Source organism: Vibrio zhanjiangensis, assembly GCF_030161235.1.
GTDB classification, from domain to species: Bacteria; Pseudomonadota; Gammaproteobacteria; order Enterobacterales; family Vibrionaceae; genus Vibrio; species Vibrio zhanjiangensis.
The window spans coordinates 12,356-30,111 of the sequence record NZ_BSPW01000036.1; the positions used below are offsets into that span (position 1 = coordinate 12,356).

Genomic DNA, 17,756 nt, shown 5'->3' on the forward strand with positions numbered 1-17,756 from the left:
TCAATCCCAAGATTACTTAAAACTAATATCTGGTCTCAATCTCATGTTGATTGAGAAAGGCACCATCAACCCCTAACAAATCACGATAGTATGTTTCAAACATCAAAATGTTCTGCACATAGCCGCGTGTTTCTTTGATTGGGATAGCTTCTATAAAAGCATATGCATCTAGTCGGCCCTGTGTGCGTTCCCGCCAAGTTTTCACTCGGTTTGGCCCCGCATTATACGCAGCAAATGCAAAAACTCGATTATTATCGTACCTTTCTAACAAGCCTTTTAGGTAGTGACTCCCTATCTCAATATTTTTTCCCACTTCATACAATTCATTGCTACTCCTGTACATAAGTTGATACTTACGCGCAGTATACTTAGCCGTAGATGGCATAACTTGCATGATGCCTCTCGCTCCCACAGGAGATCTTGCAAGGACATCGAGCGCACTTTCTTGTCTGGCGACAGACATCAAGGTAATTGGATCAATGCTGTGCTTTTCACCATAAAAATCAAACCACCAGCGATGAGCAACTGGGAAACGGAGCTCTATATTGTCCCACATCTTAGCTTGAATACTGGCTTGCACTGACAGATGAGACCACTGCTTATTCGCCGCATATGCTGCTAACATCTCTTTCTGCTCGTCATCGGCACGGTCAAGTAACCATTCCCATTCATTTTTGGCTGCTGTAATTTTCTCTCTTTCTATTAACTCTTCAATTCTTATTAAGGCAGTACGAAAAGGCTGTACAGCCTCTTGATGAAACGAAATCGTAGAGACTGGATAATTAATCGATCGTTTGATTTCTTTCGCAGCCGCAACACTATAAAAGTTTCGCTGACCAACGATCTGCTCAAGGCGCTCACTACCCTGCTTCGTTTTGCCCTTCGCTAATTCACTTCGACCCAACCAGTATTGCCACCGCAAACTACTCTGGTTACTCTCTGGTAACAACGTAATCCAATTAATGACACCCTGCCAGTCGGCATCTTGAATCGCAAGACGAATCCTTCTTTCAATCAATTTATTGTTGGTTGATGAGGCGATTTTTTTATCACGCCATCGTTGTTGCAACAAAGAGTCCGTGTTCATTAACCTAAATGATAAATAATCAGCAAGCGCCTGAGATTGTTCGATTGACATGTTTTGCGCAGAGACAACTTGCTCAAAAGCACTAAATGCTTTTTTGATATCTTTACGAGCCAGCTTTTTTAAAGCCATGGCAGTAACAGAGCGATACCAATCGTTCTCTGAGTGTTCAAGAGCAAACTCCAACACTCGCTCTGGATGAGTAAACAACACTTTTATTTCTTCAGCTTGAACTTTTGCTTTACTTGTTCGAAGTTGTCTACTCAAGTAATTCATCAATGAGCCGTTGCGAGCTTCAAAAGCGAGCTGCATTCGCTCAAGAATATGTTGATCAGTTCTTGAGCCTGATTGGTCCCATGCGCTAAAAAGAGAATCACATGCGTCAGATATACTTTCCCCTGATTGCCAAAGTTTTTCTGCGCCTTTAAAGGCTACCTCGCGATTTCCTGTTCGATAAAGCGCGTAATAATAGTGGCATTGATAAGATTCCCCTCGAGGCTCAACTGTCTGAAAATCAGATAATTTCTTCCACAGTCCTCTTTGCGCAAGACCATCAATATAGGGCGCACGAATTCGCCCAGAAAAAGGAAGAGTTTTGTATTTCTCAATAAAGTTTTCAACTTCCGCAGGTGTTCTTTGAGCAATATTAATCAAGAATGCTCGGTAATCAGTATAAGGTGTTAAAGGGTAGTCCTTGATTTGATCTCGAATGTTAACGTATTCAGACACACTTCCTTTGTCGAGCAGTCGCTGAGCCTTATCATAGACAGCTCGCTGCTGTTGTAAGTCGTTGGCCCAAGCATGTGCTGTGATAGCTGCGCAACAAGCCAGCATGACACGTAAGGGGAGTAATGGAAAAATACCATGCAGCGACTTAGGAAACGTTAGCGTCATAAGTTCTCATCCCTTAGATAAACTAAATATTTATATCGCGGTATGTACTTGTATTCACCAAACATCTAAAACAGGCAATAATACAATGTATTGCTGGGCTTTTTATTGCACTTACACTTCGATTTTCAGTGTTTCATTCGTTGAAGCTTACTATTTAAGAATAGCCCCATAAAACAAGACACGCCTCACAAAAAGCGACCTAGAAACCTCTTTTTGAGATTATCAAACCACCTGTATCTAGGCCAGAGTATAAATCTACCGCCATTTTAAACAGAACCGTAACCTAACTAGATATAAATACCAATAAAATCACATCAATGTGACAAATGTAATGAAAATCCATAAAATAAAAAACAAAATAATCAGGAGAATAACCTAACAAAGTGAAGGTAACAAAGCCTCTCAACTTAGTATAAAATGCCCTTCTATTTAATCTCATAGTCTAGGGACAATCGGCAATGGCTGAATACGTATATACCATGTCTCGGGTGAGCAAAGTTGTGCCACCTAAACGTCAAATTCTCAAAGATATTTCGCTAAGCTTTTTTCCAGGTGCAAAGATCGGCGTACTCGGTCTGAACGGCGCAGGTAAATCCACTTTACTTCGCATCATGGCTGGTATAGATACAGATATCGATGGTGAGGCTCGTCCTCAACCCGGATTAAACGTTGGCTATCTACCTCAGGAACCAGTACTTGACGAATCCAAAACCGTTCGTGAAATTGTTGAGGAAGCGGTCTCCGATGTTGCTGGTGCAATGAAACGTCTCGATGAAGTATATGCTGCCTACGCTGAACCTGATGCCGATTTTGATGCCTTGGCAAAAGAACAAGGTGAACTGGAAGCATTAATTCAAGCCAAAGACGGACATAACCTAGATAATGCTCTTGAAAGAGCGGCTGATGCACTGCGTTTGCCAGAGTGGGACGCACAAATAAAACATCTCTCTGGTGGTGAAAGACGCCGAGTTGCGATATGCCGTTTATTGCTAGAAAAACCTGATATGTTGCTGCTTGACGAACCAACCAACCATCTTGATGCAGAATCTGTAGCTTGGCTTGAACGCTTCCTAGTCGACTATACAGGGACCGTAGTGGCTATTACCCACGACCGCTACTTCCTTGATAATGCTGCGGGCTGGATTCTTGAATTAGACAGAGGTGAAGGTATTCCTTGGCAAGGAAATTACACGTCATGGCTAGAGCAAAAAGACGCACGTCTACAGCAAGAAGCTTCTCAAGAAAAAGCGCGACAAAAGACTATTGAAAAAGAACTTGAATGGGTTCGCCAGAATCCAAAAGGTCGCCAAGCCAAATCAAAAGCTCGTATGGCTCGGTTTGAGGAACTACAAAGTAACGATCATCAAAAACGTAATGAAACGAATGAATTGTTCATTCCGCCAGGTGAACGTTTGGGTGATAAAGTTATTGACGTAAAAAATATCACTAAGTCCTTTGACGGACGCGTATTGATCGACGATCTATCGTTTAGTATGCCGAAAGGCGCGATCGTTGGAATTATAGGTGCCAACGGGGCAGGTAAGTCAACACTATTTAAGATGCTTAGTGGTGTAGAACAGCCTGATTCGGGAACGATTGAAATGGGAGAGACCGTTAAACTCGCTTCAGTAGATCAGTTTCGAGACAGTATGGATGATACAAAAACCGTCTTCCAAGAGATCTCAGAAGGTGCTGATATCATCAAGATCAACAATTTTGAAATTCCCGCTCGTGCATACTGCTCTCGATTTAACTTTAAAGGCAGTGATCAGCAAAAAGTTATTGGTGAGCTATCAGGAGGAGAGCGTAACCGAGTGCACCTAGCCAAACTGTTAAAAGCTGGCGGCAATGTATTGTTACTTGATGAGCCAACCAACGATCTGGATGTGGAAACGCTCAGAGCATTGGAAGAGGCACTACTAGAATTCCCTGGCTGTGCCATGGTTATCTCCCACGACCGCTGGTTCTTAGACCGTATTGCAACTCACATTATTGACTATCGTGATGAAGGTCAGGTCAACTTCTACGAAGGTAACTATACTGAGTATATGGAATGGCTGAAGAAAACGTTAGGCCCCGATGCAGCGGAACCTCATCGAATCAAATATAAGCGCATGTCTAAATAACGATTGCTTATTATTCGTACCAAGGCCGCCTAGATTAGCGGCCTTATTTCTATCACCACTGCAGACTTTCATATTATTGAAATTACTGCATTTGTGGGAGTCATTCTTAAGGGATAATCTTGAATATTGAGTATGACAGAGAGAAATAACCATGATAGAACGCCGACAGTTTTCGCGAATTATTTACCAAACACCAGCGGTATTATCGCAAAACAACAAAGTAGTAGATTGCTTTATTTGCGACCTGTCACTACACGGATTGTTACTGACATCAGATAATGCTGATGAGTTAAGTCTTAATTCTATGGTGGATGTCGAGTTCTCACTTCAAGACACTGATATAAAAATAGAATTAGTAGGAAAAGTCGTTGGACTAAACAGTAACGTAATACGTTTGAGTATTGACCATATTGATATTGAAAGTATTGGCTATCTCAAAAGGTTAATCGAGTTAAACGTAGGAGACGATGATCTATTACACAGAGATATCGAGCACTTAACAGACTTAGGTGAATACACCTGACCGCCCCTACATACATTAAAACGAAAGCACTCACGGCAGCTCGCGTCCAAATAAGATATGACGCATTTTTCAATGAGCTTACTTAAACACAGCTCAATGCCAATTGTCCCCGCCAGAATCATCCCTAACCACGATGGATAGCATCATTGGCTTGCTTCAATAAATTTTGGCTTTCATGCATAAATTGTTGCGAGTATTCACCAAACCAATCACTGACAATATTAAAACTAGACACAAACGCCTGTTTGTCCTTGCGTTCAAGAAGTTGCATTGCCTCCCCAAAACGTTGATGAAAACGCTTGATCATTTGAATATTCTCATCCGATGACAAAATAATATCGCCATACAAATTGGGATCTTGTCCGAATAAACGGCCAACCATTGCCAATTCAAGTCTATAAATTGGAGAACTGAGTTGTAGAAGTTTATCAAGGCATGGATTTTCTTGACTTAAATGCAAACCATAAGCAAATGAAGTAAAGTGGCGCAGTGCTTGGATAAGCGTCATACCGTGATCATGTTCACCTGCATCCATATTACATAAGCTTACGCCCCAAATAGAAAACTGCTTTAGTAGCCACTGGTAATCCGCTTCCCCTCGACCATTACAGTGAACAATCACTTGCTTGGCTAAACTAGGGACATCAGGGCCAAACATTGGGTGCAGTCCCACAACCGGTCCGTCATGAGTATCTAACATTGCCTGCAAAGGCTTGGCTTTAATTGAGGTCAAGTCACATAAAATACAATTTTTCGGTAGGTTGCCCAATTTTTCAATAACGTCAACGGTAAGATCAATCGGTACCGTTACAATAACCAAGCCTGCTTTAGCTAGCAGCTCATCAGCTTTTGTCCAATCCTCACTACCTAGCACTTCAACGTGATAACCCGATAACTTAAACATTTTTCCAAACAATCGCCCTAACTTACCGTGTCCCCCGACAATGACAACTGTACCTAATTCTGGGTTTAGACACTTAAATCCAGCCTCTTTTTCACTGGCATACGACTCACGCATAGTGCGACGCAAGATATCTTCGATAAGCTGAGGTGGAACACCCATTTTGGCGGCTTCTTCACGACGAGAAGCCAACATAGCCGCCTCACGGTCTGGCGCGTAGATGGGTAAACCATGAGTGCTTTTTACCTCACCAACCTTCTGGACCAAAGACAATCGCTGAGCAAGTAACTCAAGAATATTTTTATCTACAGCATCTATTTGATCACGTAATTCGTTTAGTTCAACAGCCATTGTATTTTTGTAAACCTCTCGCTAACCTTGAAGTCGTTGCTGTAAAAATGGTACCAGTTCACTATGTGCATGGCGCAGTAGTGTCTCTGTTGTTTGCCAATCAATACACGCATCGGTAATGGAGACACCGTATTTCATCTCATTTAGTGGAAGATCCGAGGCTTGATTTCCCTCGTGAATATGGCTTTCGATCATCAAACCAATAATGGACCGGTTCCCTTCTCGAATTTGGTGAATCACATCTTCTGCCACCAATGGCTGGCGGCGGAAATCTTTACGAGAATTGGCATGGCTGCAATCCACCATCAAAGAAGGCTCTAATCCCGCTTTTTCCATGTCTTGTTCACATTCAGTAACGGATACTGAATCATAATTGGTCTGCTTCCCACCGCGCAGGATAACATGGCCATTGGCATTTCCCTGAGTCGTTAATAAGGCAACTTGCCCTTCACGACTGATGCCCATAAACCTATGACTTGAAGAAGCAGCCTGCATTGCATTAATGGCCGTAGACAAACTCCCATCCGTACCATTTTTAAATCCAATCGGCATTGACAAACCGCTGGCCATTTCTCTGTGGGTTTGAGACTCGGTGGTTCTCGCTCCTATCGCCGCCCAGCTAAATGTATCTGCAAGGTACTGTGGACTGATAGGATCAAGCGCCTCTGTCGCTAAAGGTATTTCCATTTCAGCAAGATCGACCAATAATCTGCGCCCAACATGCAGTCCCTGTTCAATATCAAAAGAGCCATCAAGGTGAGGATCGTTGATTAACCCCTTCCAACCCACTGTTGTACGAGGCTTTTCAAAGTAAACACGCATGACTAGATAAAGTTGATCACTCAACTGCTCAGACAGTGCTTTCAAGCGTCGAGCGTAATCTTTAGCAGCATCAATATCGTGAATGGAGCACGGTCCACATACAACCAGCAAACGATGATCTTTCTTATGGATGATGTCAGAGATTGTCTGGCGAGATTGCTGAATAAATTGTCGCGCTTTATCACTTAGCGGCAACTTTGCTTTCAATTCGTCGGGGGTGATAAGCACCTGCTCGTCAATAATATTAATATTGCTCAGTTTACTTTTTTGCATAACTCAACTTCGTACATTAAAATTTACACTTCTTTTCATCTCACCTGCACAGCAGGTTTCAAATACCTTATCAGGATCAGAAAAAAACTCAACAGTGTAAACAATAAAAAACATATGTAAAATTAAATTTACAATTAATTATTTTAACTTGCATCGGTTGTTGAGAGTCAAATAAGTCAATTAATCCTGAATGCGTTTCATCGCCTCAGAAGCGGTCTTCCATTCCTGACTACGGCAAAGCTCGTCAAAACCAAAGGATTTCTTTTTGAGCAAGCTAAGGGCACGAGGAACACTTGTAATGGGCAGATTATCCAACACCTCAACTTGAGCCTCACGTTTATTGCACACAAGGATCATATCGCATCCAGCAGCCAGCGATTTTTGCGCGCGTTCAGCATAAGAGCCTAAAATAGCAGCCCCTTCCATAGTCAAATCATCTGAAAAAATAATGCCATCAAAACCTAACATCTCTCTTAGCACATTGTTCAACCAATATTTAGAACCGCTTGCGGGCTCTGAGTCATAGTGAGGAAAAATCACATGAGCGGGCATCAGAGCATCAAGTAACTTGTTTTTTATCTGGGTTTCAAAGATCGCCATGTCCTGTTCAAATATTGATTCTCGACTGTCAAAAGGCGTTTCAAGATGAGAATCAGCAACGACACCACCGTGACCTGGGAAATGTTTTCCTGTTGTCGACATCCCCACCGCCTTCATTCCACGCATAAAAGCGCTACTATGACGAACTATCGTATCAATATCTTCACCAAAAGACCGACTGCCGATAGCTTTCGACTGATGGCCTTTATCCAGCACAGGGGCAAAACTTAAATCAATATCATGAGCAATCAATTCAGCTGCCATCAGCCAGCCACCGAGCTGTGCAAGCTCCTCTCCATTTTCTTGTTTTGCATACAAGTCCGCAGCTGGAATAATAGAGAAACCTTGCTTAAAACGTTGTACTCGTCCACCTTCTTGATCTACACCAATCAGAATAGGCCGCTTAGCCGCATGACGAATCGATTGATTCAGTGCGAGTAACTGTTGATTATCATAAAAATTACGAGAAAATAGTATGACTCCTCCTACTGAAGGATGTTGCAGAATTTCCTTATCTTCCGCCGTCAACTCACATCCTTCCACATCAAGCCATAAAGGTCCCATATCATTCACCCTCATAAATTCAAATCACCCTCAAAATATTATCTTGGCTGAGATAGGATGCGACTCACAAGTCCTAAGCCACCTAAACTCTTCAATGACGAACGATAATATCAAGCCCTTAATGCTATTAGCAGAACCTTTTTAAAAGATCTTATCCAGCGCAAATTGTAATATTAACCATTTCGACACCACTAACACTTAGCCTATTGATAATTTGATCCGGTAACAAATAAAAATCGTGCTGCTTCTATCGCTTTTTACTCCAATATCATCGCATACTATGTGCTAATCAGCATTTCAGGGAAAAAGTAGGCGATGAATAAAGAGCTATACATTGGTCTAATGTCCGGCACCAGTCTTGATGGTATCGATGCTGTGCTGACAGAAATCACCAAAGGAGAAGTCAAGCTAGTCGCATCCCAAAGCTACATTATACCTGAAGAGATAAAGCAACAAGTGCTCGATGTATGCCTTGGCCAAGACACCAATCTAAAACAACTCGGCGAATTAGACCACCAGCTAGGGCATTTGTACGCAAACGCCGTACTAACTTTACTGAAACAAACAGGTGTCAGCAAAGATAGCGTCACCGCGATTGGTAACCATGGACAAACCGTTTTCCATCAGCCAAACAGTGACACCCCATTTACGATACAGCTCGGTGATGCCAATATCATTGCCGCTCAGACTGGAATAACGACCATCGCAGATTTCAGGCGCAAAGATATCGCTCTGGGAGGTCAAGGAGCACCATTGGTTCCAGCGTTTCATGAGGCGCTCTTTGGTTCAAAAAAGGTCACGACCGTTGTACTAAACATCGGCGGCATTGCCAATATCTCAGTACTGCGCCCACAGTATCCTGTCATAGGTTATGATACTGGGCCTGGTAATATGCTAATGGACGCTTGGTGTACACAATATAAACATTTACCCTATGACGAAAATGCTTTTTTCGCTCAGCAAGGACAAGTCAATATTCCATTATTAAATGCACTACTTACTGAGCCTTATCTCGCACTGCCACCGCCAAAAAGTACAGGTCGTGAGTTATTTAACCTCACATGGCTAGAGCAAATTTTGCGTAGTCACTCTTGTCAACCGGAAGATGTACAACGCACCTTGTGTGAGTTTACCGCTCGAACGATCAGTCATGAAGTCGAAAAGTACCAACAGAATAAGCAGCAAAAGCTTCTTGTATGCGGAGGAGGTGCCAAAAACCCTCTATTGATGAAGCGCTTAGATGAACTGTTACCATTATGGTCAGTAAATCCCACTGACTCCGAGGGAATTGACAGCCAAAATATTGAAGCGATGGCATTTGCTTGGCTTGCTTATCGTCGTATCCACAACCTGCCAAGTAATTTACCCCAAGTAACAGGGGCAAGTCGCTTAGCGTCTCTTGGCGTCATATATTTTGCTGATTAACACAAATTAGATGTAAGGAAGATCATGACAAACGATGCACTGATAAATGCACTTTCTCATTTAATCTCGGAAGACCGCAATCCAGACACCATGGATATCGACATGCTACCATCACTCGATATTGTTCAACGTCTGAACCAACAAGATAAACTGGTTCCTCTTGCGGTTGAAAAAGTATTGCCTGAAATCGCACTGGCTGTCGATAGAATAACCCAGGCCTTTCAAGTGGGTGGTCGACTGGTTTACATGGGAGCGGGCACTAGTGGTCGGCTAGGCATATTAGATGCCTCAGAATGTCCGCCAACCTTTGGCGTTTCAGATAATATGGTGATTGGATTAATTGCGGGTGGTAAAGATGCGATTTTAAAAGCCAAAGAAGGCGCAGAAGATTTGCCGGAGATGGGAGAGCAAGATTTACTGAAAATCGGCTTTACCGATCGTGACATACTGGTTGGGATTGCAGCAAGTGGACGAACGCCTTATGTAATTGGAGGTCTCGAATACGCCCACGAAGTTGGTGCCACAACGATTGCTCTGTCATGCAACCCAGACTCCCCAATTGCTGATATTGCCAACATCGCGATATGCCCTGTCGTTGGCCCAGAAGCTTTGACAGGCTCAACACGTCTAAAATCAGGCACTGCGCAAAAACTGGTACTCAATATGCTAACCACCGCAAGTATGATACGTCTGGGAAAAAGCTACCAAAACCTAATGGTCGATGTCAAAGCAACCAACGCAAAACTAGTTGCAAGAGCCACACGAATTGTCATGCAAGCCACTGACTGTCATCAGCAACAAGCCCAAGATACCCTTAAAAAAACCGACTACGACGTCAAACTCACCATTTTGATGCTATTAACTGGGCTAGGCAAGGAGGCTGCCAAAGAAAAATTAAACCTTCAACATGGTTACTTGAGAAAAGCTGTTATTGATCAAGCAGGTAAAACTGACAATAACTGAAAAACGCCTAACGGAATGTTAGGCATTTCTTGTCTTACCAACTGAGCCGCATAAATTCAGCAACAATGTTGTCTTGCCATTTTCCACACCATAATTTATTGATGTCCGATGCTATCATTGGTCAGTTCGAATAATCATCCCACCCACGTTGCCATTCCATTCGAAATTTTTGTGCGTCTTCGGTACCTTCACAAACACCGTCATAATGCTGACCAGAAAGTCCTACGTGATAGGCATGATTCGGGTTACAAAACTCTTCAATTCCAACCAAATAGCCTTGGTCATAGTCACTATGATTTGCACTACCTAGCTTGGTAAGCTCACGCGATGAGCGCTGAACATTGCCACGAATACCATCTTGATAACCTATCGCATACCAATCTCCTTCCTCAGCAAGCTGCTGTGTCGTTGATGTACAGGCAAATAGTGTTGTTAATAACATTAGACCTATGAGGTTTCTCATCATTTTCCTTATTTTTATCAAGAATCTAAAAGTATCGCTTGTTACGAGAGTATCCTTGGTATCCGCCCCGCCAGCAACACACCCTCATAACCCTAGCACCATGTCTTTATTTCGGATAATAGTCAACCATGGTAAGAAAAACGGATTTATTGAGAACACTAACCCAGCTAACAGAACTTAATGATAAAGATGTTTATTATATTGACTTAATAGTTCATTCATTGCTACGGAGCATTTGCCATGTTTTGGTTTTTAACCTGTGTTGCGGCCTTAGTTGGAGGATACTTCCTCTATGGAACATTGATTGAAAAGATTTTTCATATCAATGAAAAGCGTCAAACCCCAGCCCACAGTCAATCTGACGGGGTCGATTATGTCCCCATGTCAACCAAGAAGGTCTACCTCGTGCAGCTACTAAACATTGCTGGCGTTGGACCCATTTTCGGCCCAATAATGGGGGCCTTATACGGTCCCGCAGCTATGCTCTGGATTGTCGTAGGGTGTATTTTCGCAGGCGCTGTACATGACTACTTTTCTGGCATGCTATCAGTTCGCAATGGTGGAGCATCAATACCAACAATCACAGGTCGATATCTTGGCAATGGCGCCAAACACTTTATGAACATTTTTGCCATTGTCTTGCTGCTGCTCGTTGGTGTTGTCTTTGTTTCTGCCCCAGCTGGCATGATCACCAATCTTATCAACGAGCAGACAAGCCTCTCTATCAGTATGACGACAACGGTTAGCGCAATTTTTATTTATTATATTGTCGCAACAATTGTCCCTGTTGATAAGATTATTGGCCGATTTTATCCATTATTTGGTGCCTTACTTCTGTTCATGTCAATCAGTTTAATCACAGCGGTTGCGTTATCAAGTGACCATACTCTTATGGGTAATTTTGAAGCTAAAGACATGCTTAGCAACCTAAACCCAAATGATATGCCTCTTTGGCCAGCACTATTTATCACTATTGCCTGCGGAGCAATATCAGGATTTCATGCAACCCAATCACCACTTATGGCTCGCTGTATGGAGAATGAACGTAATGGACGTTTTGTTTTCTATGGTGCCATGATTGGTGAAGGGATCATTGCTCTGATTTGGTGTGCAATTGCGTTGTCTTTCTTCGACAGTTTGGAGTCACTGTCTCAAGCGGTCAATTCGGGCGGCCCTGGCAATGTAGTCTATAGTGCATCGTTTGGTTTATTAGGAGTATTTGGAGGCGTCATCGCTTTCTTAGGGGTCGTCATTCTCCCCATAACCTCGGGAGATACTGCATTTCGCTCAAGTCGCCTCATTCTAGCTGAATATTTTAATTTGGAACAAAAAAGCCTGCGCAGCCGACTCATGATGGCAGTGCCGCTATTTGTCATCGGTGGCATACTCACTCAAGTAGACTTTGGCATTATTTGGCGTTACTTCGGATTTGCCAATCAAACCACAGCGGTCATGATGTTGTGGACCGCCTCGGCCTATTTGGTTCGCCATAATAAAATCCATTGGATAACAACTATCCCTGCTGTTTTTATGACCACAGTTGTGACAAGTTTTATTCTTAATAGTGCCAGCCTTGGCTTCGGGCTACCTATCACTATATCGACCATCGTCGGTATCGCATTTTCTCTTTTAGTGAGTATGTATATCATCAGACTTCCTAAACAAAGTGAGATAGAAAGTCTAAACGATAATGCGGCTGTGGAAAAAAGGGCATAATCTAACCCAAAAGGCTCCATTGATTAAATGGAGCCTTTTAACAATGGATAGCCTAATGCTTAAATCAATGACAGAGATTGTATTTAAGTCCACTGAGCAACGAGTAAAAAGACTAATCCACTTGTTTGATTTGTAATTCTTTCGGCACTTCAAAAAACATGTTTTCTTCTCTACCCTGAATTTCTTGCACGACTCGAGTGCCGGATAATTTTTGAATGCGATCAAGAATTTTATTAACCAGTTCTTCAGGCGCAGATGCCCCTGCGGTAACACCAATTTTCGCTTTGTCTTTAAACCACTCAGGCTTAATGTCTTCAGGGCAATCGGTCAAATAACCCGGTGTTCCAAGCTTTTCAGCCAACTCTTTCAAGCGCGTTGAATTGGACGAGTTTCTAGACCCAACCACGATAACCACATCAACATCCACGGCCATGTCTCGCACTGCATCTTGACGATTTTGAGTGGCATAACAAATATCATCTTTACGCGGCCCTTGAATATCTGGGAATACTCGGCGGAGCTCTTCAATGACATCTGCGGTTTCATCCACAGATAAAGTAGTTTGACTCACATAGTGCAAATGAGAGGGATCTTTTACTTTACTTTTCAAGTGAATGACATCAGATGGCGTTTCAACCAAATACATCCCACCTTGCTCACTGGCATACTGTCCCATGGTCCCTTCAACTTCAGGATGCCCAGCGTGGCCTATCAGCACGACTTCCATATGCTTGCGACTTGCACGAGCAACTTCCATATGCACCTTAGTAACAAGTGGGCAGGTAGCATCAAAAACGGTTAAATCTCGCTCTTTAGCTTCTTTGCGAACGGCTTGAGATACTCCATGAGCCGAAAAGATCACAATGTTATCATCAGGAACTTCACTCAACTCCTCAACAAAAATGGCTCCACGCTGCTTCAAGCCTTCCACCACAAATCGGTTGTGAACGACTTCATGACGTACATAAATAGGTGGTTGATAGAGTTCCAACGCACGTTCGACGATGCTGATTGCGCGATCGACACCGGCACAAAAACCACGTGGGTTAGCTAAAAGAATTTTCATTTCATCGCTCATAATGGGTACATTATTACTTAACGGCGTCATTCTACTGACAAGATCTCAACTTCAAAAGTGACATCTTGGCCAGCCAAAGGATGATTAAAATCGACTGTCACTGAATCGCCAGCAATTTCGGTAATTATTCCTGGAATTTCCATACCGTCAGGACCGGAGAATGCCATAATGGTCCCAACTTCAACTTCAGCATCACCAACAAACTTAGCGCGATCCATATGATGAATATTATCAGGGTTTGGTGCACCAAACGCATCTTTGGCCTGCAGTTCAATTGCTTTTTGATCACCAGCTTTTAGCCCCAGTAAACAGTGCTCAAAGTTTTCACTGAGACTACCATCTCCCATCACTAACTTAGCCGGCTTGCCCATATTATGGGTACTGTCCGCGACTGAACCATCTTGAAGTTTGATAGTAAAATGCAGAGTAACTGCAGATTGTTGGACAATAGTGGTCACTATATTGTTTCCTTGTTGTCGTGCAGTGCTTGCTACTAGCACATGCAAAAAGGCGAATGCTCGCTTAACATTTAGAATGCCAATAGGGGCTTTAATTGCTAGTTCTTAGCTTTTTGCTGCGAAAACCATCGAGGATAATCATGATTGCGCCAATGCAAATTGCGCTATCGGCAAGATTGAAAGCTGGCCAGTGATAACTTCCCCAGAAAAAATCCAAATAATCGACAACAAAACCGTGCACAACGCGATCAAACACATTGCCGACAGCACCGCCTATGATCATCGCGTAAGCGATATTATTCCACTTTTCTTTTGCCGGTAGTCTACTCATCCAATAGATAAGTAAAGCTGTAACGCCAAAGGCGATACCTGTAAATAACCAGCGCTGCCAGCCAGCTTGATCGCTTAAAAAACTAAATGCCGCGCCATAGTTGTGAACATAGAGAAGATTAAAAAAAGGCAACACCTCGATACGATTTGCCCAACCGTACCCCATGCTATCCATGACCCAAAGTTTAATGCCTATATCAGCAAAAAAAATGACGATGGCAACCCACAGCCAGCGCACTCCAGACTGCTTGAGAGTTAATGCTTGTTCGCTCATACGATTCCTATAAATAGCCCCAGTAGATACTGGGGCTATCGATTGACTTAAAAGTTCCAAGTGACAGTAATATTCGCTTGTTAAGCGAACTTACGAACTTCACCCTCGCCTTCCACATTCGACACGCAGCGACCACAGATTTTTTCATGGCCATCAATAGTGCCTACATCGGGAGAGTGATGCCAGCAACGATCGCACTTGTCTGCATCAATAACCGAGACTTCAACAAATAAACCTTCAATATCGGTCGCTTGTGCTGCATCCGATTTCTCGCTAAGAGGTTTGACCATTGCCGCTGACGTGAGCAATACAAAGCGCAATTCATTTGCCAATTTATTCACATTTGCCGCAAGAGCATCATCGACATACAAAATGACTGAGGCCTGCAGAGCACTGCCTATGGTTTTGTCATTTCTGGCATTTTCGAGAAGTTTGTTGACCGCGCTTCTCACCGTTTGTATATCAGACCAAAACTCGTTGTTCAGCACTTCATCATCTGCAACACCAAACAAACCATCGAACCATTCACCAGTGAAGACAAATTTTTCACGTTCACCTGGCATCTCATTCCAGATTTCGTCTGCCGTGAACGACATAATGGGTGCCATCCAACGAACTAAGGCTTCAACGATGTAGTAAAGCGCAGTCTGACAACTCCGTTGTGCATGCCCACCACGCTTTGCTGTGTACTGGCGATCTTTAATAATGTCGAGATAGAAAGAACCCATTTCAATTGAGCAGAATTGCATTAGACGCTGCGTTACCGCATGCGTATTGTACTCATCATAGGCTTTAATGATTTCGTCTTGAGCGGCAAATGCACGGCCGACAGCCCAACGATCCAACGCCACCATGTCTTCTGCAGCTACAATATCGGTTGCAGGATTAAAACCATTGAGATTTGCTAAGAAGAATCGAGCTGTATTACGAATACGGCGATAGGCATCCGCGCTGCGCTTTAATATTTCGTCAGACACCGCAACTTCACCAGTGTAATCTGTCGACGCTACCCAAAGACGCAAAATATCAGCCCCCAGCTTATTGGTGACGTCTTTTGGCGCAACAACATTACCGATCGATTTAGACATCTTACGGCCTTGACCATCAACCACAAATCCATGGGTCAGCACTTGCTTGTATGGCGCTTGACCTTTCATCGCAATCGATGAAATGAGCGACGATTGGAACCAGCCACGATGTTGGTCAGAGCCCTCAAGGTACAAGTCTGCGCTATGACCATTGTATTCTTCGCGAGCGTCAACGACTGAATAGTGAGTCACACCAGAATCAAACCAGACATCAAGTGTATCCAGCACTTTTTCGTACTTTACTGCATCCTCACCCAGTAAATCCGAGATTTCTAGGTCCCACCACGCTTGAATGCCTTTTTGCTCAACCAATTGAGCGACTTGTTCAATAAGCTCAGATGTACGAGGATGAAGCTCCGCGGTTTCTTTGTGCACAAAGAGTGCAATCGGCACGCCCCAAGTACGTTGACGAGAAATACACCATTCTGGGCGACCTTCTATCATACCCTCAATGCGACTTTGTCCCCATTCAGGCATCCACTCAACACCCTTGATAGATTCAAGCGCTTTGCTTCGCAAACCCGCTTGCTCCATAGACACAAACCACTGCGGCGTCGCACGAAAGATAATCGGTGTCTTGTGGCGCCAACAATGCGGATAGCTATGTTCGTATGCATGGTGATGAAGTAAAGCGCCTTTCTCTTTAAGTATTTCAACAACAGCATCATTGGCTTTAAATACGTGCTGACCAGCAAATAACTCTGTATCAGGCAAATAAACGCCATTAGAGCCCACTGGATTTGCTACTTCTAAACCGTATTTGTTACCAACTGCGAAGTCTTCCTGACCATGACCGGGAGCTGTGTGAACCACACCTGTACCAGACTCAGTAGTAACATGATCACCAAGAATCGCGGGAACACTGAAATCATAGAATGGGTGCTCAAACTGACACAGCTCGAGATCACTCCCTTTAGCAAAGCCTAGGTTGTGGAAATGTTCGATACCTACTCTATCCATGACGTCTTTGGCAAGCTCGGAAGCCACTATAATTCGCTCTGGATTGTCCCCTTCGACTTGCACTAGAACATACTCAAGATCATCACGTAGACATACTGCGCGGTTCGCGGGCAAAGTCCAAGGTGTTGTAGTCCAAATCACGATAGAAATATCACCGTGTCCTTCATGGCCTTGACTCAATGAAAACTTTGATAATACGGCAGATTGATCGCTCGCTTTAAATCGAACATCAATTGAAGGGGATACTTTGTCTTTGTACTCAACTTCTGCTTCTGCCAATGCCGAACCACAATCAGTACACCAATGAACGGGTTTAAAGCCTTTTAGCAGGTGGCCATTATCAGCAATTTTACCTAGAGCACGAATAATATTGGCTTCAGTCGCAAAATCCATGGTGCGGTATGGTTTATCCCACTCTCCCATGATTCCTAAACGTTTAAAGCTTTCTTTTTGCCCTTCGACCTGGCCTGCCGCGTATTTTCTGCACTCTTCACGAAACTCAGAAGAGGAAATCTTCTGGCCTGGTTTGCCTTTCTTTTTTTCTACCATTAGTTCAATTGGTAGACCATGACAATCCCAGCCAGGAATGTATGGTGCGTCAAAACCAGAAAGTGTTTTGGATTTAATAATAATGTCTTTAAGAATCTTGTTTAGTGCGTGGCCAATATGAATATCACCATTCGCATATGGAGGACCATCATGTAGAACGAAAGATTGTTTGCCTTTTTTCGCTTTGCGGATCTCACCGTAAAGGTCTTCTTTGTACCAACGCTCAAGCATTTCTGGCTCACGATTAGCCAGATTGCCACGCATCGGAAACCCTGTTTCAGGAAGGTTCAGGGTATCTTTATACTCACTCATCG

14 protein-coding genes are annotated in these 17,756 nt (G+C 43.3%); 5 read left to right on the plus strand and 9 right to left on the minus strand.

Features of this window, described 5'->3' with window-relative positions; all coding sequences use genetic code 11:
* Window positions 1-22 precede the first annotated feature (22 nt).
* Entirely contained in the window at window positions 23-1,978 is a 1,956-nt protein-coding gene (gene sltY / locus QQK21_RS09790; protein ID WP_284192010.1) for a murein transglycosylase, read from the minus strand.
* A 458-nt stretch (window positions 1,979-2,436) separates the two neighbouring features.
* On the opposite strand from sltY, the gene ettA reads away from it, so the two are divergent.
* Together ettA and QQK21_RS09800 are read left to right on the plus strand one after the other, a co-directional pair.
* The gene (ettA, locus tag QQK21_RS09795) at window positions 2,437-4,104 is read left to right on the plus strand and encodes an energy-dependent translational throttle protein EttA (protein WP_284192011.1); all 1,668 of its coding nucleotides are present in this window, start codon (window positions 2,437-2,439) and stop codon (window positions 4,102-4,104) included.
* Between the two features lie 151 nt (window positions 4,105-4,255).
* Complete coding sequence (locus tag QQK21_RS09800; protein ID WP_284192012.1) at window positions 4,256-4,627, plus strand: PilZ domain-containing protein; 372 nt, start codon at window positions 4,256-4,258, stop codon at window positions 4,625-4,627.
* Window positions 4,628-4,751: 124 nt separating this feature from the next.
* On the opposite strand, the gene tyrA is transcribed toward QQK21_RS09800, so the two are convergent.
* The 3 genes from tyrA to nagZ form a co-directional block, all read right to left on the minus strand.
* Window positions 4,752-5,879, minus strand: coding sequence for a bifunctional chorismate mutase/prephenate dehydrogenase (tyrA, locus tag QQK21_RS09805; protein WP_284192013.1), 1,128 nt, complete (start codon window positions 5,877-5,879; stop codon window positions 4,752-4,754).
* Window positions 5,880-5,900: 21 nt separating this feature from the next.
* Window positions 5,901-6,974 carry a 3-deoxy-7-phosphoheptulonate synthase gene (locus QQK21_RS09810; RefSeq protein WP_284192014.1) on the minus strand — a complete coding sequence of 358 codons (1,074 nt, stop codon included), beginning with the start codon at window positions 6,972-6,974 and terminating at the stop codon, window positions 5,901-5,903.
* A gap of 180 nt (window positions 6,975-7,154) precedes the next feature.
* A complete protein-coding gene (nagZ, locus tag QQK21_RS09815) occupies window positions 7,155-8,138 on the minus strand; it encodes a beta-N-acetylhexosaminidase (RefSeq protein WP_284192015.1) in 984 nt (327 codons plus the stop codon).
* A gap of 315 nt (window positions 8,139-8,453) precedes the next feature.
* On the opposite strand from nagZ, the gene QQK21_RS09820 reads away from it, so the two are divergent.
* Both QQK21_RS09820 and murQ read left to right on the plus strand, forming a co-directional pair.
* Entirely contained in the window at window positions 8,454-9,563 is a 1,110-nt protein-coding gene (locus QQK21_RS09820) for an anhydro-N-acetylmuramic acid kinase (protein WP_284192016.1), read from the plus strand.
* A gap of 24 nt (window positions 9,564-9,587) precedes the next feature.
* A complete protein-coding gene (gene murQ, locus QQK21_RS09825) occupies window positions 9,588-10,526 on the plus strand; it encodes an N-acetylmuramic acid 6-phosphate etherase (protein WP_284192017.1) in 939 nt (312 codons plus the stop codon).
* Between the two features lie 121 nt (window positions 10,527-10,647).
* Here the strand turns inward: murQ and QQK21_RS09830 are convergent, their stop codons facing one another.
* Window positions 10,648-10,989, minus strand: coding sequence for a DUF2799 domain-containing protein (locus tag QQK21_RS09830; protein WP_284192018.1), 342 nt, complete (start codon window positions 10,987-10,989; stop codon window positions 10,648-10,650).
* Window positions 10,990-11,229: 240 nt separating this feature from the next.
* Here QQK21_RS09830 and QQK21_RS09835 point away from each other — a divergent pair, with 240 nt between their 5' ends.
* On the plus strand, window positions 11,230-12,705 hold the full coding sequence (locus QQK21_RS09835) for a carbon starvation CstA family protein (protein ID WP_284192019.1): 1,476 nt from the start codon (window positions 11,230-11,232) through the stop codon (window positions 12,703-12,705).
* Window positions 12,706-12,817: 112 nt separating this feature from the next.
* Here the strand turns inward: QQK21_RS09835 and ispH are convergent, their stop codons facing one another.
* From ispH to ileS, 4 genes are all read right to left on the minus strand, one after another.
* Window positions 12,818-13,771 (minus strand): 4-hydroxy-3-methylbut-2-enyl diphosphate reductase, encoded by a 954-nt coding sequence (gene ispH / locus QQK21_RS09840; protein ID WP_284192020.1) that lies wholly within the window; start codon window positions 13,769-13,771, stop codon window positions 12,818-12,820.
* Between the two features lie 38 nt (window positions 13,772-13,809).
* A complete protein-coding gene (gene fkpB, locus QQK21_RS09845) occupies window positions 13,810-14,241 on the minus strand; it encodes an FKBP-type peptidyl-prolyl cis-trans isomerase (RefSeq protein WP_284192021.1) in 432 nt (143 codons plus the stop codon).
* 91 nt (window positions 14,242-14,332) lie between these two features.
* Entirely contained in the window at window positions 14,333-14,845 is a 513-nt protein-coding gene (gene lspA, locus QQK21_RS09850) for a signal peptidase II (protein WP_284192022.1), read from the minus strand.
* Window positions 14,846-14,925: 80 nt separating this feature from the next.
* Window positions 14,926-17,754, minus strand: coding sequence for an isoleucine--tRNA ligase (gene ileS, locus QQK21_RS09855; RefSeq protein WP_284192023.1), 2,829 nt, complete (start codon window positions 17,752-17,754; stop codon window positions 14,926-14,928).
* Window positions 17,755-17,756 lie beyond the last annotated feature (2 nt).